The organism is Pseudothauera hydrothermalis (assembly GCF_003345255.1).
Taxonomy (GTDB): Bacteria; Pseudomonadota; Gammaproteobacteria; order Burkholderiales; family Rhodocyclaceae; genus Pseudothauera; species Pseudothauera hydrothermalis.
Genome location: NZ_CP029331.1, coordinates 1,720,064 through 1,739,621 on the forward strand (window position 1 = coordinate 1,720,064; position 19,558 = coordinate 1,739,621).

Below are 19,558 nucleotides of genomic sequence, written 5' to 3' on the forward strand. Positions count from 1 at the left end.
TCAGCCGCGCACACTATCGGCGCGCTTGTAGACCGTCCGCCCCAGCGAGCGGAACAAATCCGCAGCATGCATGAAACTCTCCGAATGTCCGGCAAACAGCAAACCATCCGGGCGCAATAGCGGCACGAAGCGCTTGAGAATGGCGTATTGGGTGGGCTTGTCGAAATAAATCATCACATTGCGGCAGAACAGTGCATCCAGCGGCCCTTGGACCGGCCAGACCGGATCGAGCAAATTGATGCGGCGAAACGAGATCAGCCGCTGTAATTCCGGACGCACCCGCAGCTCACCGCCCGAACTGCCTGCGCAGCGCTGGAAAAACCGCTGAATCCGTTGCGGCGACAGCCGTTCCACCCGCTCCGGACGGAACACGCCGCGCTCGCCTTGGGCAAGCACGTTGGTGTCGATGTCGCTGGCCAGAATCTGCACTGGCGGGTTGAGCGTATCGAAGGTCTCGCAGGCGGTCATGGCCAATGAATAGGGCTCTTCACCGGTGGAGGCCGCACAGCACCAGATCTTGATCGGCCGCTTTTCCTTGGCCGTCAGTTGGCGCATGTGATCGGCGAGTATCTCAAAGTGATGCGCCTCGCGGAAAAACGAGGTCAGGTTGGTGGTCAGCGAATTGACAAAGGTCTCCCATTCGCTGCGGTCCCGCTCCAGGCGTTGCAGATATTGCGCAAAGGTTTTGTCGCCGCAACTACGCAGCCGCCGCGCCAGACGGCTATACACCATGTCTTGCTTGGCCGGCGACAACGCAATGCCGGCGTGCTGGTAGATGAGTTTACGTACACGCTCGAAGTCGGCCTCGGTGAATTCAAATTCGCGTTCGCGCGTCGGCTGCGCCCCCATGCCCGGCCACTGTATGCCGCTCGGTGAGGATGCGCGCGGCACACTGGATGCCGTGACCAGAGGCGGGATGCCGATTGTGCGCGCCGGTGTGGCGGGCGGTGCAGGCGGGATAGCGGGAGGCCGCAACGGTGCGCGGGGTCGATCGCCGGTGCTCATCGTCAAAACGCCTCCCAATCATCTTGCATGGTCTTGTTTTCCACAACGCGCTTACGCACCTTGGGCAGCGGCGCTCCGCGTGCGGTGCGCACGGCGCCGGTTGCCGGGCGAGACGTCAGTTTAACAACACCGCTGCCGGCTGCGGCGGCTGGGCCGACCGGCGGCTGCGGCGTCTTGTTCGTCGCCTCCCCGATCTCGAATACACCGACGGCTTCGACCAGGCCACGGGCTTGCTCGTCCAGGCTGGCCGCAGCGGCGGCGGCCTCCTCCACCAACGCCGCATTGTGTTGTGTCATCTCATCCATTTGCCCGACCGCGGCGCTAACCTGCTCGATACCCTGACTCTGCTCGCGGCTGGCTTGCGCGATGTCGCTTACCAGCTCTGTCACCCGATGAAAAGCGGCAACGATTTCTTCCATCGTGCGCCCCGCTTCATCGACCAGCCGCACACCGCCTTCGACCTTGTTCGCCGAATCGGCAATCAAGCCTTTGACCTCGCGCGCCGCCTGCGCGCTGCGCTTGGCCAGCGCCCGCACCTCGGCCGCCACCACCGCAAAGCCGCGCCCCGCTTCGCCGGCGCGCGCGGCTTCCACCGCGGCATTGACCGCCAGGATATTGGTCTGGAAGGCAATCGAGTCGATCAGCCCAATGATGTCCTCGATGCGCCGCGCAGCATGCTCAATCTCAGCCATGGTGGCCACCACCTGGCGCATGGTCGCCCCGCCCCGTTCGGCCATGGTGTTGGCGTTGGCTGCCAATTCGCGCGCCACCTGAGCGTTATCGGCGTTCTGATGCACGGTGGCGTTCAGTTCTTCCATGGCGCTGGCGGTCTGCTCCAGCGCGCCGGCCTGCGCTTCGGTTCGTGCCGACAGTTCGGCGTTACCGGCGGCAATCTGGCGCGTCGCGGTGCTGATCGCCTCGGCCGAACTCTTGATACGCTCGACCACCTCGAGCAGTCGCGCCACCGTGGTATTGGTATCGTCCTTGAGCCGGCCCAGGGTACCCACATAGTCGCCGGCGATCCGCTCGGTGAGTTGGCCGCTGGCCACCGCTTCCAGCACCCGGGCCACTTCCTCGACGCTGCCAGAAATCACTGCCATCAGTCGGTTGAGCCCCTCGGCCAGCTGCAGGAAAAAGCCGCTTTTACCCTCCAATAGCACCCGACCGGAAAAGTCGCCGGCGGCCGCGCGGCTCACCAAGCCGGTGAGTTCGGCCTCCGCTGCCAACTCATCGGTGCGGTCCCGCCATTCTCCCACCGTGCCCAACATTTGCCCCGTGCCATCGATGATCGGGTTGGTGGTCACCACGAAGTGTCGGCCGCCGATTTGCATATCGATGCGGGTCTGCTCACGCAGATTGGCCAGCCGACGCACCGCGGCCTCGGGGTCGGGATACAACTGGCCGATGTTGCTGCCGATGAACCGCGAGGCGTCGAAGTCAGGCAGATCGCGGCGAATTTCGGCTTGCACACGCTGCAGTGTGCGCAACAGTGCAGGGTTGGCGTAGATCACCCGGCCGTCGATATCGGCGATGCGCACATTGGTTTCCACGCACTCCAGTGCCTGGCGGATGCGCAGATTCTCCGCCGCTTCCCGCCGCCGTGCCTCGAAATCATAGCCCAGGCGGATTTTCATCGACTTGAGCGCTTGCAGCAGCCGACCGAGTTCGTCGTTACGGGTGGCTGAAATCTCGCCCTGAAAATCGCCCGCGGCCAGCTTCTCCAGCGCTCTACGCGCTTCGGCCAACGGCCGGCTGAGGGTGCTGCGCACCAGCCAGACCAGAGCGCCGCACACCGCCGCAATCGCCAGCACGCCGGCACCGAGCAACAAGCGGATGTCCTCCATGCGCGCCAAAGCCGCTTGGCGCCGCGCCGCATCGCCACCGCCTGTATCGGCCAGTTCGAGCACATCGGCCAGCATGGCTGCACTGCCCAGCCAGCCGACCGCCGCCAACGCAATCACCAACAGCATCGCCAAGCCCAGCGACCACCACAGCTTGCTCACCAGGGTAATGTCACGGTAGCGGCGCGCGCAGCGCGCCAACAGACTGTTGGAAACCACCCGCCCGTGACGCACCACCAGCCCGCAGTCTGGCTCCTCACGCAAGCGACGGTAGTCGGTTTCCGCCCGATCGATGCGAGTGCGCAGCGCGCGTCTACCCACTGAAATGTAGCCGGTAATACGACCGTTTTCGATGATCGGCGCCACACTGCCCAGCACCCAGTAATGGTCGCCATTACGGCAACGGTTCTTGATCAGCCCGGACCACGGCCGCCCGGCCGCCAAATCGCGCCATAGATCCTCGAACACCGCTTTGGGCATGTCCGGATGCCGCACGGTGCTGTAATCGGCGCCGATCAGCTCGGCTTCCGAATAGCCACTCACTTCGACGAAATCCGGGTTGACGAAGGTAATACGGCCACTCGGGTCGGTGCGCGAGACGATGAGGTGACGCGGCTGGACTTCGACCTCACGTCCGGTCAGCGCTTGCCTGTGCTCCATTGTCGATGTTCTCCCGCGCTTTACACCGCGATCGTTCCTACCCAGTCGTCCATTTGATCAAGCGGCCATCTGGTCTACGGCAATTGCTCGCGCATCTGTAGCACATGGCCGGCACACCGACACAGAAAAACCCGGCCACCGCTCAGGCCGCCAGGGTCTGACCGCTGCGTAGTCGCTCCAACAGCCCAGCCACATCGAAAATCAGTGCCACTTTGCCATTGCCCAGCACGGTTGCAGCGGAAAATACCGGCAGACGGCGAAAATGGTCCCCCAGGTGTTTGATCACCACTTGCTGCTGATCGATCAGGCTGTCGACCAATACCGCCGCCCGCATGCCGTGCGCCTCGACCACGACCATGATGCCAGCACACCAATCGGAGGCCGCCTGCGGAACACCGAGCACCCGACCGAGCTCGATGACCGGCAGGTAGTCGCCGCGCACACGGATCATGCGCGCCTGACCGCCCACCACGACCACCGCATCGGGCGACACCTGCAGTGTTTCGGTGACAAAGCCAAACGGCAGCACGTAGCGCTCTGAACCAATGCCAACGATCAGTCCATCGACGATGGCCAGCGTCAGCGGCAAGCGCACTCCGATACAGGTTCCACGCCCCGGCGTCGAGCGGATTTCCAACTGCCCGCCCAGCGCCTGCACATTGCGCTTGACCACATCCATGCCCACCCCGCGGCCGGACAAATCGCTGATTTCATCCGCCGTGGACAAGCCCGGCTCGCAGATCAGTTGCCATACCTCGGCATCGCTCATACCTTCGCGCACCGGCAACCCGCGCGCCTGCGCACGCGCCAGTATGCGCTCGCGCGACAGGCCGGCACCGTCGTCTTCGACTTGGATCAGGATATAGCTGCCTTGATGCGCCGCGCGCAGCACCAGCCGGCCTTCCTCGGGCTTGCCGGCAGCCCGGCGCAGTGCGGGCGCCTCGATGCCGTGATCGAGCGCATTGCGCACCAGATGGGTAATCGGGTCGGCAATACGTTCTACCAAACCTCTGTCTAAGGCGTTGTGCTCGCCTTCCATCTGCAGCCGCACACGCTTGCCGAGCCGCGCGCTCAACTCACGCACCAGCCGCGGAAAACGGCCAAAAACCATGGACACCGACACCATTCGGATCGACATCACCGATTCCTGCAAAGCGCGGGTGTGACGTTCGAGCAAACCCAGACCGTGCATCAGGCGATCCAACACTTCGGCGTCGACCTGGTTTGCCACCTCCTGAAGGATCGAGCGGGTAATCACCAATTCGCCGACCAGATCGATCATCTGGTCCACTTTGTCCACGCCGACTCGAATCCATGCGTCCGCAGACGACCGGCTAGCCACGGACACGGCCTTCGGCGGCGACTGCGCAAGGGTTGTCTGCGACGCGGACATTTCCGCGTCGCCCACCGGCGGCTCGCCGGCAGGCTGCCCCTCGCGCCTGCCAGCGGGCGGAAAGGGCTGGAACAAGGTATAACTGCCGTCTTCGGCCTCCTCCGCAAATCCGCCCGATGACGCGGGGTCTGGAGCATCCGGCGGCATTCGAGTCAGATGCAAAGCCCCCGGATCGGTCACCAGTTCCAGCACCGCACGCAGCGCCGACTCCTCAGCGCGGGTGCTCAGACGTACCCGCCAGCGCCCCTCGGGCTGCTGCGCTGGCGGACGCTCGATGATCTCCAACTCGCCTAGACGCCCCAGTTCATCGAGCATATTGCCCACCAGCAACCCGCTGCCAGCCACCACCCGGGTCAGGTTGAAAACCAGCTCATAGCGGCGCAGATCGTCATGGTCCTGGAACCGGTCTGCGCCATCCGGCGCTTGCGTCGCCAAGGCAGCCAAGCGCTGACGCAGCCGTTCCGCACGCCCGGTATCCGGTTGACGCGCGCCGCGGTGGGCATCGAGCAGGCTGCGCAGCACATCCACGGCTTCCAGCCCGGCGTCGATCATCGCCCGCGTCAACCCGAGCTTGCCCTTGCGTACACGGTCCAGCATGTCTTCCAGCTCATGGGTCAGTGCCGCCATGTCCTCAAAGCCAAAAGTGGCGCTCGAACCCTTGATGGAATGGGCAGCGCGGAAAATCTCGGCCACCTCACCGGCAGACGGCTGCCGTTCGTCCAGCCGCAGCAGCAGTGCTTCGATGTTGGCCAGGTGTTCTTCGGTCTCCTCGAAAAACACCTGGTAGAACTGACGCATGTCCAGACTCATTGTCAGCCCCGTTTTTTATCGCCCCAACACGCGATCGGTCAGTTCCAGCAAGCGTCGCGGCTCAAAAGGCTTGACCAGCCAGCCGGTGGCGCCCGCCGCCCGGCCACGCGACTTGGCCTCGACCGAGGATTCGGTGCTCAAAACCAGCATCGGGGTGAAACGGTAACGCGGCTGCGCACGCAGACGGGCGATCAACGTCAGGCCGTCGACTCGCGGCATGTGCAGGTCGGTCAGCACCAGATCGAAAACATCCGCGCTGGCCTTCTCAAAGGCTTCCATGCCATCGGCGGCCTCGCTGACCCTGTAGCCGGCCGAGCGCAAGGTGTAGCCGACGATCTGCCGGATGGCGAACGCATCGTCGACGACCAGAATGTGTTTGGACATGGGAAGTTCCAAGCCGGGCTAAAAGCGCTCGCGGCAACGGCGCACCGCAAGTGCAAACCGGGACCGCGCCTGGAACTTATCGACCGTGCGTCGGCACAACTTTAGCGTTGGCACTCACTGCCCAGGACGCGCCGGCGGCGAGCCCGTGCGCAGCGCGTCGCTGCTGAGCGGGCTGTCCTGGCCCACTTCGATTGCGCGCTGGCCCGCCCCCTCGCCGCGCAAGGCTTCTTCGGTCTGCTTGTTCAGCACGATGATGCTGATCCGCCGATTGGCCGGATCGCGCGGATTGTCCGGATTGAAATGAATGGTGTCGGCAAGCCCGACCACGCGCAACACCTTGCCCGGCTCCAACCCGCCGGCCACCATCTCGCGGCGCGAAGCATTGGCGCGGTTGCTGGACAGTTCCCAGTTGGAAAAGCCGCGTTCGCCGCCGGCATAAGGCGCCGAGTCGGTATGCCCGGACAGACTCACATGATTGGGCACCTCATTGAGCGCACGGCCGATGGCGCGCAGCAGCTCGCGGGTGTAGGGTTGCAATTCGGCGCTGCCGCTTTGAAACATCGGCCGGTTCTGCTCGTCGATCAGCTGAATGCGCAAGCCCTCCAGGGTGATGTCCATCAAGATCTGGTCCTTGAACGGGCGCAACGCAGGGTCGGCCTCGATGATCGCCTCGATGCGTCCTTTCAGATCGAGCAAACGCGCGCGTTCCGTGCGCCGCTCTTGGGCGAGCACATCCTCCATATCCGGGGGCAAGCGCTGCCGGCCGGTCGCCGCATCCAGGTTGATGGTCCGGCGATCCTGCACATCGCCACGCTTGACCTGGCCCAACGAGCGGGTCAAATCTTCCCCGCCCCCCTGAATCACGCTGGAACTGTCACCTACGCCGCTGCCGCCTCGCTGCGCCAGCTTGAGCGGGTTTTGAAAATGATCGGCAATGCCCTCCAGATCGCCCTGCGCGGTGGAGCCGAGCAACCACATCAGCAGAAAGAAAGCCATCATCGCGGTCACGAAGTCCGCGTAGGCAATTTTCCACGCGCCGCCGTGCGCCGCACCGCCGCCTTTTTTGATGCGTTTGACGACGATAGGTTGTTGAGTGTCGTCACTCATGCTTCAAGCATCCACCAGGCAAACACAAGCGGCTCGGGGCATGTTCGATACCGGTCCGGCAATCAACCCTTGCGGGACTTGATGTCCTGTTCCAGTTCGGCAAAGGTCGGGCGGTCGGTGGAAAACAACACTTTGCGGCCGAATTCCACCGCTACCTGCGGCGCATAGCCGTTCATGCTGGCAAGCAGCACCACCTTGATACATTGGTAAATCTTGCCGCCCTCTTCCACCTTCTGCTCCAATTGGCCGGCAATCGGCTGCACGAAGCCATAAGACAGCAGAATACCCAGGAAGGTACCAACCAGCGCGCCGCCGATCATCTTGCCCAGCACCGCAGGCGGCTCACCCACCGAGCCCATGACGTTCACCACACCCATCACCGCCACCACGATACCGAAAGCCGGCAGCGCGTCGCCCACTTTGGCTACCGCATGAGCCGGACCATGGGCTTCGGCGTGATGGGTCTCGATCTCCATGTCCATCAGATTTTCGATCTCGAAGGCATTGAGGTTGCCACCGACCATCATGCGCAGGTAATCGGTCAGAAATTCGACCGCATGATGATCCGCCATCACACTTGGATACTTCGAAAAAATCGGGCTGGACTCGGGGTTTTCGACATCGTTTTCGATGGACATCAACCCCTCTTTGCGAACCTTGGCGAGAATCTCGTACATCATCGCCAACAGATCCATGTACATGGCCTTGTTGTAAGGCGAGCCTTTGAGCGCCGAGGGGATGGCCTTGAGCGTTGCCTTCATGCTTCGGCCGGTATTGCTGGCCACGAAACCGCCGATCATCAGCCCAATGATGGCCAGATACTCCAGCGGCACCCACAGCGCCGCCAGACTGCCATGAACCGCATATGTGCCGACCGAAGCGGCAAGAATGATCACATATCCGACTATCAGTAGCACCAGGCACCTCTGCGCGTCCGCTCCTGTGGCGGGAGCCTGAAAAAATACTGTTTTCCCAACGGCACTGCCAAGTAAAACTTGAGCCGAGCGCCAAAAAACACCGGGGCCGCCTGCACAACAGGCGACCCCGGCGCCGGTTACGGCCTCGGGCGCAAGATTCAGTCGATCTCAGCCTTGACTTTTTTTGCCGCGCGCTTGGTTTTGCCAGCCCGCGACGGCATGTTACACAGCCCGCATACGAAGTGCTGCGTGGGATCATAGGCATGGGCCACAAAGTGGCCGCCGCAGGTGGTGCATGCGGCCATCTGGATGAGATCCGCGTCATAAAAACGTACCAGGGTCCACGCCCGGGTCAGGCTGAGCACCGGCTCCAGACCGTCCGCCTCCATCTGGTCCAGATACAGATGGTAGGCCTTGAGAATCGAATCCAGCCCTTTGAGTCCGGCACGCTCGCTGAAGAAGCGGTAAAAACCCATGAACAGCGAGGCATGCACATTCGGCTGCCAGGTCATGAACCAGTCGGTGGAAAACGGCAGCATGCCTTTAGGCGGCGAGACGCCGCGCACTTCTTTATAGATTTTCAGCAAGCGTTCGCGGCTGAGCTGGGTCTCGGCTTCGAGCATCTGCATGCGCGCGCCCAACCGCACCATTTCCACCGCGCGCTGGATGTCTTCGGCTTCCTGAATGATGCTTTTGTTCTTCATCGTTCCACTCCCTCACAGCGCTCTGCGGTAGCCCGCGATGCTGTAATGATTGCTGCGTGCAGCCCGGAAGTTGCCGGGTCCCGCCCTTCGCCTGCCATCAGCCCGGCCAGCAGGCTGTCATCGAAACGAAACTGCGGTATCAACACTTGGCTGTTGGCCATACGCACCAACTTTGCGGCACTGAGCCCCAGCAGCAGGTCGGCCACCTCGGCGCCGATACCCAGCCGGTACATCGCAGTTTCGCGATCGCTACGCAACATTTGCTGCGCCAGCATCAGATAGGCGAGGTTCAGTTCCCGGATTTCTGCTTGAAAGTCGGGGCGATCCATGTAAAAAAGCTCCCTATCAGGGACTCGTAGTGCAAAGTTAAAGTAAATTCTGAACAAAGGCCAGCAAACTGGCCAGCAGGACGGTCAGAAATCTATCGTAACGACAAACCGAGACACATTGTAAGAATTTTCCTTACAAGAACCATCCGCCGCTCACCGGCACCCACGCCCGCTTTTACAACTTTAGCCAGTTCAGGCGCGTTTGTGTGGCGGCACACTCCGGACTTGGCCGCCTTGGCGCGCACAGTGTTGCAAAAAACCTACGAATAAATCGCCGCGGCGCTTGCCGGGCGTCCAAAGTAATAGCCTTGCAGACAATCGCAGCCAGCCACACGCAAAAGCTCGACCTGGCCGATGGACTCCACCCCTTCGGCAATGGTGGATAGTTGCAGGCTTTTTGCCAGCGCAATGATCGCCCGCACGATGGCCGTATCCTCGGTGCGATCGCCTACCTCGCGCACGAAAGATTTGTCGATCTTGATGATGTCGATTGGCAAACGTTTGAGATACGACAGTGAAGAGTATCCGGTGCCGAAATCGTCCACCGCGACCTTGACCCCCATATTCTTGAGCGCGCGCAGCATAGCGGCGGCGGCCTCAACATCGGTCATCAGCGAGCTTTCGGTAATCTCCAGAATTAGACTGCCTGGCGGCAGACGGCTTGCTTGCAGGGCGTCGGAGACCACTTCGAGCAGTCGCGGCTGGGCAAACTGGACCGCCGACACATTCACCGACACCCGCGCACGCGCGTGCCCTGCATCGATCCACTGCCGTAGCTGACGTACCGCCTCAAACAACACCCAGGCGCCGATTTCGGCAATCATCCCGGTCTCATCGGCCAGCGCGATGAAGCGATCGGGCGATAGCCTACCCAGCCGCGGATGCCGCCAGCGCAACAGCGCTTCGGCGCCCACCGGCCGGCCGTGAGCGGTCCCGACCACTGGTTGGTATTCAAGAAACAACTCGCCGCGCTCGATGGCATGGCGCAAATCGGCTTCCATTGCCAACCGCTCGGCCGAAGCGGCATTCATGGTGCGCTCATAAAACCGCACCCCGTTGCCGCCGGCGCGCTTGACCTGAGCGATGGCGGTCTGCGCATTCATCAACAGATCGAGCACTGTCTCGCCATCGGAGGGCAGCATCGCCACCCCCACACTGGCGGTCAGAAACAACTCCACCCGGTCCTTGAGTAGCGGCTGATCGAAACTGCGCACGATCCAACGGGCGATGGTCTCGACCGCGTCCCGATCGCTGGCACCCGGCACGAACAGTCCGAATTCGTCACCTCCCAGGCGCGCCAAGAGGATCTCCGGCGCCAACCCCGCCCGCAGGCGGCAGCCGACCTGGCGCAACAGCTCATTGCCTGCCTCATAGCCGAAACTTGCATTGATGCGCAAAAAGCGATCCAGATCGACCACCAGCACCGCGCCACTGGGCGGCCGTCCGCGCGCCTGGCTATCCTGGATGGCGGCGGTCACCTTGCTGCAAAAAAGTTGATGATTAGGCAGCGCCAAAAGGCTGTCGAAATACGCCAGTTGCTCGATCCGCGAATCGGCCCGACGCACCGCGCGACGCGCCCGCAGGCCGCGAAGCTCGCGCTCGACCACCGGCACCAGGCGCTCATAGTCGCCCTTGGCAATGAAATCATCCACGCCTTCGTACATTGCAGAGACGGCCTGCCGATCCGAAATCTGCCCGGAATGGATGATGAAAGGCACATCTTTGCCGCTGCGTTTGAGCACATCCAACGCAGCCAGGGCATCGAAGCCCGGCATCTGATGATCGGCCAGAATGATGTCCCAGTCCTCGCTGGCCAAGGCTGCCGCCATATCCAGCGCGCAATCGACCCGCCGGCAATCGACCGGCAAACCCCGACGGCCCAGTTCGGCCCGCACCAGATAAGTGTCGTCCTCGGAATCATCGACCACCAGCATGCGGACCGGCGCGTCATTCATCGCAAATATTTCCTCGCTCATCTTGCCCATCGGCGCTCGCCCTGCAAACGCGTCACCCCATTTGCTGCACCGCTGCAATACGGTTGCGCCCCCGCCGCTTGGCAAGGTATGCGCCTTCGTCGGCGCGTTTGATCAGTGCATCCAGATTCGCCATGCTCGCATCCCGCGCCGCCACGCCGACGCTGATACTGACCTGCAGTCGCAGCTCACCATGAGCCACCTCCAACGCATCGACCGCTTGGCGCAAACGCTCGGCGCAGCCGATGGCCGCGGTCAGTTCGCTTTGCGGGCAAATCACCAGAAATTCATCGCCACCGGTGCGGCAAATCACATCCTGTCCGCGCAGCGCGCCGCGCAGGGCTTCGGCGGTGGCCATCAACACACGGTCGCCGGCGTCGTGGCCGTGGGTGTCGTTGATCTGCTTGAAGTTGTCCACATCGATGATCATGCAGGCCAGCGGCTGATCGTTACGCGTTGCCGCCAACCACGCCTGCTGCATGCGGTCGAGGGCGTAGCGACGGTTCGGCAAGCCGGTCAGCGTATCGGTGAGCGCAGCTTCCTGCAAACGACGGTTGCTCACCGCCAATTCGGCCGCATAGCGGCGAATCTGCTCACGATCGCGTTCGAGTTCCTGCTGCAAACGGACCACACGCAAACCGGCGTGCAGGCGGGCTGCCAACAGCCGCGGCTTGACCGGTTTGCCGACAAAATCATCCGCGCCGGCTGCGAAAGCCTCAACCACCCGATCTTCTTCGTCCAATTCAGTCAGCAGCAACATGTATGCACTGCGGCCGATGCGGGTGGCGCGCAGTGCGCGCACCAGCGCCAACCCGTCCATCTGCGGCAGCGCCCAGTCGCTGAGTAAAATATGCGGCTGGATTTCGAGCGCGCGCTCCAGGCCGCCCGCCCCGTCAGCCGCTTCAAACACCTGACAATCGGCCGCCTCGAGCACTGCGCGCAACTGGGCGCGAAGGGCCGGGTCCGCGGCCACCACCAGCGCCCGCACCGAGCCATCGACGGCCTCATCATTCACCGTTACCTCCCCGCTCTGGCCGCTTTCGCACTCGAACCCGCTGTGCTCAGGAGTGGCCGCTCGGAACGCTTCGCCGCCGCGCTGTTTGGCCGCCTCGATGAGCGCAGAAAACACCGGGGGCTCGGCCGCAGGCAGCGCCAAATCGCTCACCCAGTCGCGCCACATGGCAACGATCCGATCGGCTGCGGCCAACAACTCATCCGGCGACATCTCGAACGCTGCCACCGTGTCGATCAACTCACGCAGCAATGCCGGCCGGTCCGCCGTTGGCGCAAGACACAGCGCCGCCATCGTGCGAGCGGCCAGCAAGGTTTTGAGCAGCAGAAAATCACGGCTGCCCGGCGCAGCGCCGGAGCGCTCAGGGGTTTCGCTCAACCGGACCGGTTCGACCAGCACTTTGGGCACCCCCCAATCGGCAAGCATGGCTGCGGATAGATCGGTGTGCGTGATCGCAAAGGCGCGCTGCTCCAGATCCGCAAGCCGTCGTTCCGGATAGCGCCTGGCCTCGGCAAGAATCCGTGCATACTCGGTCGGGTAAATCGTCGCCAGCGCCAGCGAACCGACATCCGACAGCAAACCCAGGCTGAACAACTCGTCCGGCGCCCCCGCTCTGTTACGCTGGGCAAAGACCTGGGCGGCCACCGCTGCGGCCAGCGAGGAGGACCAAAAGGCATCGTAGTCGAAGCGTTCGCACGCGCCGCCGCGGTAGTCCGAGAGCAGCGAAAAACCCAGCGCCATGGTGCGCACCGCAGGCAGGCCAAGCACCATCAACGCCTCCTGCACCGAAACCACCGGCCGCCGGGTCATAGCCACGATACCGTTGGCCGCTTTGATCAGGCGGCCAACGAAGGCCGGATCGCTGCGAATGATCCGCGCCAGTTCCGCCATTGACACATCCTCCTGTTGGGTCAGGCGGACGATGGCCAGCGCCACACCCCGCGGCGAGGGTAGCTCGCCCGATGCCTTGAGCGCCTCATATCGGCTGGAATCGAAGTGGCTTGCCATAGTTTTCCGTGTCAGGCGTTGCTGCGCATGCTGCAGCATGTAAAACGCCCCGACTTTACCCTGCGCGCAGGATGGCTGTGAAGGAGCCGAATCGCTCACATTGCGGGGGCAAGGGAAAACCCGTATCCGTCGCAACGACCCCGGAACGGTGCGCAAAACGCATCGTCAAGCGTAACGCCTGCGCGCTAGAATCCATGCATCGACCGCCCGTCCTGCCCGCCATGAAGTACTGCTCCAATTGCGGCGCCCCAGTAGAACACCGTGTGCCGCCTGGCGATACGCTGCCCCGACACGTATGCCCGGCCTGCGGCAGCGTTCATTACCAGAATCCCAAAGTGGTGGTGGGTGCCCTGGCCGAATGGGGCGGACGCATTTTACTGTGCAGGCGGGCCATCGAACCGCGTCAGGGTTTCTGGACCCTGCCCGCCGGGTTCATGGAAAACCGTGAGACCACCGCTGAAGCGGCCGCCCGCGAAACCCTGGAAGAGGCATGCGCACGCATCCAGGTTGGCGCGTTGTACACCTTGTTCGACATCCCGCACATCAGTCAGGTGCATCTCGTTTATCGGGCTCAGCTACTTGATCTCAATTTCCGTCCGGGCGAAGAATCCTTGGATGTGGCGCTATTCGACGAAGCCGACATCCCCTGGCGTGAGATCGCCTTCCGTTCCATCGAACGCACCTTGCGCTTGTATTTTGAAGACCGTCGGCGCGGCCACTGGCCTTTGCACACTGGCAGCATTCTGCCGTCCACAAACCCGCCGTTCGACTGAACCCTGCCCGCATTCTGTGCTCGAAGCCAACGACCTACTGCAGGCCGACACGCCGCTTCGGGCCGCGCTTGCGTGCTCGCGCCCCAATCTGGTCTGATAGCGCTCATGCTGCCGGCCGCCGCTTCGCCGGCCACACCAAAGGGAGACGCTGTGCAGCCTCTCACCGCCTCAGCCTTGTCGCAGATCGAGCTCATGGACGGCCGTGCCGCGGGCCGCTGGCCGTGGATTCTCGCGTTGGACATGCACGGTCAGCCGTATCGTTGGGTGAGCTGGCAGACCGCTTGCCACTACTACGCACGTGACATGGTGGCCTGGAGCATTGGCGAGCGCCATTTTGTGATCCGCGGCGGTGTTTGCCGCATGACCGGCCAGCGCTCCGAGATCACCGCCAACAGTATTATCGCCATCAAGGGACGCGCCCAACGTGCAGATTTTCTGCAGCAGGTGCCGCCACTCAACAACCGCGAACTGTTCCGCCGCGACCGTCAGCTGTGCGCCTACTGCGGCCAGCGCTTTGCAGCCGCGGCCCTGACCCGCGACCACATCCAGCCGATATCGCTGGGCGGCCGTGACACTTGGATGAATGTGGTCACCGCCTGCCGGGCCTGCAATCAAAGAAAAGGCGGGCGCACTCCGGAACAGGCCCGCATGCCCCTGCTCTACGCGCCCTATGTGCCCAACAAGGCGGAGTACCTGATCCTGTGCAATCGCCACATTCTTGCCGATCAGATGGATTTCCTCACCCGCCATCTGCCCCGGCAAAGTCGCTTGCGTCTGACCGGCTGAGCGCTTCCAAGCAGTTCCGGTGTGCCGTAGCCAGCCGGCTCGGGGTAATATTCTCCGCTTGACCTGCAGCGCTGGCGCAGGGCCCTGGCATGCCTGCACGGCGACCGGGGAATCAACAGGGAGCCCTCTTAAAACATGCCTTCATCCAGTCCGTCCGCAGGCCAAGTGCCGCGCCTGCGCCTGACCGGCATCCGTAAAGTTTATCCGGGCGTGGTCGCCAATGACGGCATAGACCTGCTTGTCGAACCCGGGGAAATACACGCCGTGCTGGGTGAGAACGGCGCCGGCAAGTCGACGTTGATGAAAATCATCTATGGGGTAACCGCGCCCACTGCCGGCCAAATCCATTGGGAAGGCAAAGCGGTCAGCATCGACAGTCCGGCCCGCGCGCGCGCGCTTGGCATTGGCATGGTGTTCCAACACTTTTCCCTGTTCGAAACACTGACCGTCACCGAAAACATCGCGCTGGGCCTGCCTGGCAAACCATCGCTGGCGGAACTGGCCCAGCGGATCGAAGCGGTTGCGCAGCGCTACGGCCTGCCGGTGGAGGCGCGCCGCCACGTCCATGCGCTGTCGGTGGGCGAACGCCAGCGGGTGGAAATCATCCGCTGCTTGCTGCAAAACCCCAAGCTGTTGATCATGGATGAGCCCACCTCGGTGCTCACCCCGCAGGCGGTCCGCAAGCTGTTCCAGACTCTGCGGCAAATCGCGGCCGAAGGCTGTTCGATTCTCTACATCAGCCACAAGCTGGACGAAATCCAGGCGCTGTGCGATACCGCCACCATACTGCGCGGCGGGCGGGTGACCGGGCACTGCCGTCCGGCCGAAGAAACCGCGCAATCCATGGCACGGCTGATGATCGGCAAAGACCTGCCGGTTTGCCAGCACGGCCCGGCCACCAGCGGCGGTGAGCTGCGCTTGCGTCTTGCCGGCCTGTCGCATGCGAGCGCAGACCCTTTTGGCACCGATCTCAAAGACATTCATCTGGATGTCCATGCGGGCGAAATCGTCGGTATTGCCGGCGTGTCCGGCAACGGCCAGCAAGAACTGCTGCAGGCCATCTCCGGCGAGGAAGTCATCGCCGAGAAATTTCCGGTGCAAATCTGCGGTGTCGAAGCCGGCCGCCTGAATGCGGCACAGCGTCGCCGCCTGGGCCTGTGCTATGTGCCCGAAGAGCGCCTCGGGCGCGGCGCGGTGCCATCGATGTCGCTGGCCGAAAACGCCATCCTGACCGCCGCGCACCGTGCCGGCCTGGTGCGCGCCGGGCTGCTCGCCGTCTCGCGCGCCAAGCGCTTTACCGCCGAATGCATCGAACGTTTCGACGTGCGCTGTAGCGGAGCGCAGGCCGCGGCAAGTTCGCTGTCGGGCGGTAATTTACAAAAGTTCATCCTGGGCCGGGAGATTCTGCAGACACCGCGCCTGTTGGTGTGCGCCCAGCCGACTTGGGGAGTGGACGTGGGCGCAGCGGCCTTCATCCGCCAGACCCTGATCGATCTGCGCAACCGCGGCTGTGCGGTGCTGGTGGTCTCCGAGGAAATCGACGAATTGTTCGAAATCTGCGACCGCATCGCGGTCATCGCCAAGGGCCGGCTCTCCCCTGCCCGTCCGGTGGCCGAAACCAGCGTCGAGGACATCGGCGTGTGGATGAGCGGCCTGTGGCCGGGCGCCGACCCAACGGATACGGAGGCAGATCGTGTTGCGGCTTGAGGCGCGCGCCGAACCTTCGCGGCTGATGCAGTGGTGTTCGCCGCTTGTAGCCGCGGTGCTCACGCTGGCTGCCGGCCTGGTGATCTTCTGGCTGTTGGACAAGGACCCGCTGGAGGGCTTGCGCTACTTTCTGCTCAACCCGCTGAAAGACCTCTACGGCCTGTCCGAACTGCTACTCAAGGCCACCCCGCTGATGCTGTGCGCCATCGGCCTGGCGGTGGGTTTTCGCGCCAACGTCTGGAACATTGGCGCAGAAGGCCAGTTCATGCTGGGCGCGGTTGGCGCCACCGGGGTGGCGCTGCACTTTGCCGAATCGGACAGTGCGCTGATCCTGCCGGCGATGCTGCTCGCCGGCGCTGCCGCCGGCGCGCTGTGGGCGGCGATCCCAGCGCTGCTGCGCACCCGCTTCAACACCAACGAAATCCTGGTGTCGCTGATGCTGGTCTATGTGGCCCAGCTTTTCGTCTCCTGGCTGGTGTTCGGCCCTTGGCGCGATCCGATGGGCTTCGGTTTTCCACAGACCGCCATGTTCCATGAGGCCGCCTTGCTGCCCACCCTGGTCGAAGGCACACGCCTGCACCTTGGCGTGGTGTTTGCGCTGGGCTTGCTGGTTGCCGGCTACCTTTTCATGCACCGCAGCCATCTGGGCTTCAAGATGCGTGTTGCGGGTGAGGCGGCGCAGGCAGCACGCTACGCCGGCTATTCCGCCCCGCGCACGGTGTGGATCGGAATGTTGGCCGGTGGCGCGGCAGCTGGGGTGGCGGGCATGGCGGAAGTGGCCGGACCGATGGGCCAGCTCACCGACAAGGTGAACCTGGGCTACGGCTTTGCCGCCATCATCGTGGCCTTCGTCGGCCGGCTGCACGCCTTCGGCATCCTGCTGGCCAGCCTGCTGATGGCCTTGCTGTTCATCGGCGGCGAGCAGGCGCAGCAGTACATGAACCTGCCGAGTTCGATCTCGATGGTGTTCCAGGGCCTGCTGCTCTTTTTCCTGCTGGGCTCGGATGTGTTCATCCACTACCGCCTGCGCTTCGGGCGGGCTGCGGCCTGAGGGGAAACGGCGTGGACGCGTCTTTGTTCTCCTCGATGCTGTTTGCCACCGTGGTGGCCGGCACACCGCTGATCATTGTGGCCCTGGGCCTATTGGTCAATGAACGCGCGGGGGTTCTCAACCTGGGCGCCGAAGGCATGATGGCAATGGGCGCGGTCACCGCTTTCGCCATCACCCACAGTAGCGGCAACCCCTGGCTCGGGGTGTTGGCCGGCATGATGGCCGGCGCGGCAATGGCGCTGCTGTTCGGCTTTTTGGCCATTACCTTGCAAGCCAACCAGGTGGCCTCGGGGCTGGCGCTGGCGATTTTCGGCGTCGGCCTGTCGGCCTTCATCGGCCGCCCCTTCGAATCCGTAGCCTTGCCGGCGGTGCCGCCGATCCGTATCCCCTTCATCGCCGATATTCCACTGATTGGCGAAGCGCTCTACAACCAGCAGGCACTGGTTTATTTTTCCTGGGCGCTGTTTTGGGCGGTATGGTGGTTTCTGAGCCGAAGCCGCGCCGGACTGGTGCTTCGCGCGGTGGGCGAATCGCCCTCGTCCGCACACGCCATCGGCTATCCGGTGATCCGCATCCGCTATCTGGCGGTGCTGTTCGGCGGCGCCATGGCTGGCATAGGCGGCGCTTTCCTATCGGTGTTCTATACGCCGATGTGGGTGGAAGGACTGGTCGCCGGGCGCGGCTGGATTGCGCTGGCGCTGGTGGTCTTTGCCACCTGGCGGCCGCTGCGCGTGCTCTTCGGCGCTTATCTGTTCGGCGGGGTGATGATCACCCAACTGTTCATCCAGGGTTCCGGCCTGCAGCTCGATTTCCCCTCGCAACTGCTGTCCTCGCTGCCGTACTGGGCCACCATCGTGGTGCTGGTGGCAATCTCGCGCAATCCAAACACGATACGCCTCAACTCGCCAGCCTCTCTGGGTAAACCCTATCGCCCCGAAGCCTGATCCCGTTTTTCCGGCCACACGCCGCACAATCCTTGAGGAGAAGTTCATGACCGATCGTCGCCAGTTCATATTGTCCGCCGGAGCCGCTGCCCTGGCCGCCGGCCTGCCCGCCAGCCTCTTTGCCGAGGAGCCGGTACGCATCGGCTTTGTCTACGTCAGCCCGATCGGCGATGCCGGCTGGACCTACCAGCACGACCTCGCCCGCAAGGAAATGGAGGCCAAGCTCGGCGCCAAGGTGCAAACCAAGTTCGTCGAGAACGTGGCCGAAGGCGCCGACGCCGAACGGGTGATCCGCGAATTCGCCGCCAGCGGCCACAAGATCGTGTTCGCCACCAGCTTCGGCTACATGAACTATGTGGAGCGGGTGGCCCGCCAGTTTCCCAACGTCACCTTCCTGCACGCCACCGGCTACAAGTCGGCCAAGAACTTCGCCCCCTACAATGCGCGCTTTTACGAAGGCCGCTACCTCACCGGCGTGATCGCCGGGCGCATGACCCGCTCCAAGGTGCTGGGCTATGTTGCGGCCTTCCCGATTCCCGAGGTGCTGCAGGGCATCAACGCCTTCACCCTGGGCGCCAAGAGCGTAAACCCAGACATCGAGGTACGGGTGATCTGGGTCAATAGCTGGTACGACCCGGGCAAGGAGCGCGAAGCGGCGATGACGCTGATCAGCCAAGGCGCGGACATCGTCACCCAGCACACCGATTCCACCGCGGTGGTGCAGGCCGCCGAAGAACGCGGCGTCTATGCGTTTGGCTACCATTCGGACATGTCCAAGTACGGCCTCAAGGCTCATCTCACCGCCACCACCCATCACTGGGGCGATTTCTACACCCGCACGGTGCAGGAAGTGATCGCCGGCACCTGGAAGCCCACCCGCATCTGGGGCGGCTTCAAAGACGACATGGTGCGCCTGGCACCGCTGAACCCGGCGGTTCCGCCCGTGGTGAAGGCCGAGGTCGAAGCGCTGGCCAATAAACTGCGCGCCGGCAGCTTCCACCCCTTCACCGGGCCCATCGTCGACCAGGCCGGCAAAGAACGCCTGTCAGCCGGCGCGGTGATGGACGACGCGGCGCTGGGCAAGATGGACTTCTTCGTCCAGGGCGTGGCCTCCAGGCTGCCCAACGCACGCTGACAAGGCCCGGCACCGATGC

The 19,558-nt window shown here is 63.3% G+C and carries 16 protein-coding genes; 6 read left to right on the forward strand and 10 right to left on the reverse strand.

What is annotated here, in order from left to right; translation table 11 throughout:
• The 10 genes from DIE29_RS08350 to DIE29_RS08395 all read right to left on the reverse strand — a co-directional run bounded on the left by DIE29_RS08350 (position 1) and on the right by DIE29_RS08395 (position 13,143).
• The gene (locus DIE29_RS08350; RefSeq protein ID WP_237269424.1) at positions 1–849 is read right to left on the reverse strand and encodes a CheR family methyltransferase; all 849 of its coding nucleotides are present in this window, start codon (positions 847–849) and stop codon (positions 1–3) included.
• A 158-nt stretch (positions 850–1,007) separates the two neighbouring features.
• A complete protein-coding gene (locus DIE29_RS08355) occupies positions 1,008–3,506 on the reverse strand; it encodes a methyl-accepting chemotaxis protein (RefSeq protein ID WP_114649651.1) in 2,499 nt (832 codons plus the stop codon).
• Positions 3,507–3,648: 142 nt separating this feature from the next.
• Positions 3,649–5,709, reverse strand: coding sequence for a chemotaxis protein CheA (locus tag DIE29_RS08360; protein WP_114649652.1), 2,061 nt, complete (start codon positions 5,707–5,709; stop codon positions 3,649–3,651).
• A 15-nt stretch (positions 5,710–5,724) separates the two neighbouring features.
• Positions 5,725–6,093 carry a response regulator gene (locus DIE29_RS08365; RefSeq protein ID WP_102041523.1) on the reverse strand — a complete coding sequence of 123 codons (369 nt, stop codon included), beginning with the start codon at positions 6,091–6,093 and terminating at the stop codon, positions 5,725–5,727.
• 114 nt (positions 6,094–6,207) lie between these two features.
• On the reverse strand, positions 6,208–7,200 hold the full coding sequence (gene motB, locus DIE29_RS08370; RefSeq protein ID WP_114649653.1) for a flagellar motor protein MotB: 993 nt from the start codon (positions 7,198–7,200) through the stop codon (positions 6,208–6,210).
• A 62-nt stretch (positions 7,201–7,262) separates the two neighbouring features.
• The gene (gene motA, locus DIE29_RS08375; RefSeq protein WP_102041521.1) at positions 7,263–8,117 is read right to left on the reverse strand and encodes a flagellar motor stator protein MotA; all 855 of its coding nucleotides are present in this window, start codon (positions 8,115–8,117) and stop codon (positions 7,263–7,265) included.
• 158 nt (positions 8,118–8,275) lie between these two features.
• Positions 8,276–8,821: a flagellar transcriptional regulator FlhC gene (gene flhC, locus DIE29_RS08380; RefSeq protein WP_114649654.1), complete on the reverse strand. Its 546-nt coding sequence runs from the start codon at positions 8,819–8,821 to the stop codon at positions 8,276–8,278.
• A complete protein-coding gene (gene flhD / locus DIE29_RS08385; protein WP_114649655.1) occupies positions 8,818–9,150 on the reverse strand; it encodes a flagellar transcriptional regulator FlhD in 333 nt (110 codons plus the stop codon). Before flhD ends, flhC begins: the two co-directional genes overlap by 4 nt.
• 260 nt (positions 9,151–9,410) lie before the next feature.
• Entirely contained in the window at positions 9,411–11,105 is a 1,695-nt protein-coding gene (locus tag DIE29_RS08390; protein ID WP_237269425.1) for a putative bifunctional diguanylate cyclase/phosphodiesterase, read from the reverse strand.
• 52 nt (positions 11,106–11,157) lie between these two features.
• Positions 11,158–13,143, reverse strand: a complete 1,986-nt coding sequence (locus DIE29_RS08395) for a sensor domain-containing diguanylate cyclase (RefSeq protein ID WP_114649657.1) — start codon at positions 13,141–13,143, stop codon at positions 11,158–11,160.
• Between the two features lie 221 nt (positions 13,144–13,364).
• Between DIE29_RS08395 and DIE29_RS08400 the strand changes: the two genes are divergently transcribed.
• The 6 genes from DIE29_RS08400 to DIE29_RS08425 all read left to right on the forward strand — a co-directional run bounded on the left by DIE29_RS08400 (position 13,365) and on the right by DIE29_RS08425 (position 19,539).
• A complete protein-coding gene (locus DIE29_RS08400; RefSeq protein ID WP_114649658.1) occupies positions 13,365–13,916 on the forward strand; it encodes an NUDIX hydrolase in 552 nt (183 codons plus the stop codon).
• Between the two features lie 150 nt (positions 13,917–14,066).
• The gene (locus DIE29_RS08405; RefSeq protein WP_237269426.1) at positions 14,067–14,702 is read left to right on the forward strand and encodes an HNH endonuclease; all 636 of its coding nucleotides are present in this window, start codon (positions 14,067–14,069) and stop codon (positions 14,700–14,702) included.
• Between the two features lie 135 nt (positions 14,703–14,837).
• On the forward strand, positions 14,838–16,409 hold the full coding sequence (locus DIE29_RS08410; protein WP_114649659.1) for an ABC transporter ATP-binding protein: 1,572 nt from the start codon (positions 14,838–14,840) through the stop codon (positions 16,407–16,409).
• Entirely contained in the window at positions 16,396–17,460 is a 1,065-nt protein-coding gene (locus DIE29_RS08415) for an ABC transporter permease (protein ID WP_102041515.1), read from the forward strand. The genes DIE29_RS08410 and DIE29_RS08415 overlap by 14 nt, the downstream gene beginning before the upstream one ends.
• An 11-nt stretch (positions 17,461–17,471) precedes the next feature.
• Complete coding sequence (locus DIE29_RS08420) at positions 17,472–18,404, forward strand: ABC transporter permease (protein WP_102041514.1); 933 nt, start codon at positions 17,472–17,474, stop codon at positions 18,402–18,404.
• Between the two features lie 46 nt (positions 18,405–18,450).
• Entirely contained in the window at positions 18,451–19,539 is a 1,089-nt protein-coding gene (locus DIE29_RS08425; RefSeq protein ID WP_102041513.1) for a BMP family ABC transporter substrate-binding protein, read from the forward strand.
• Positions 19,540–19,558 lie beyond the last annotated feature (19 nt).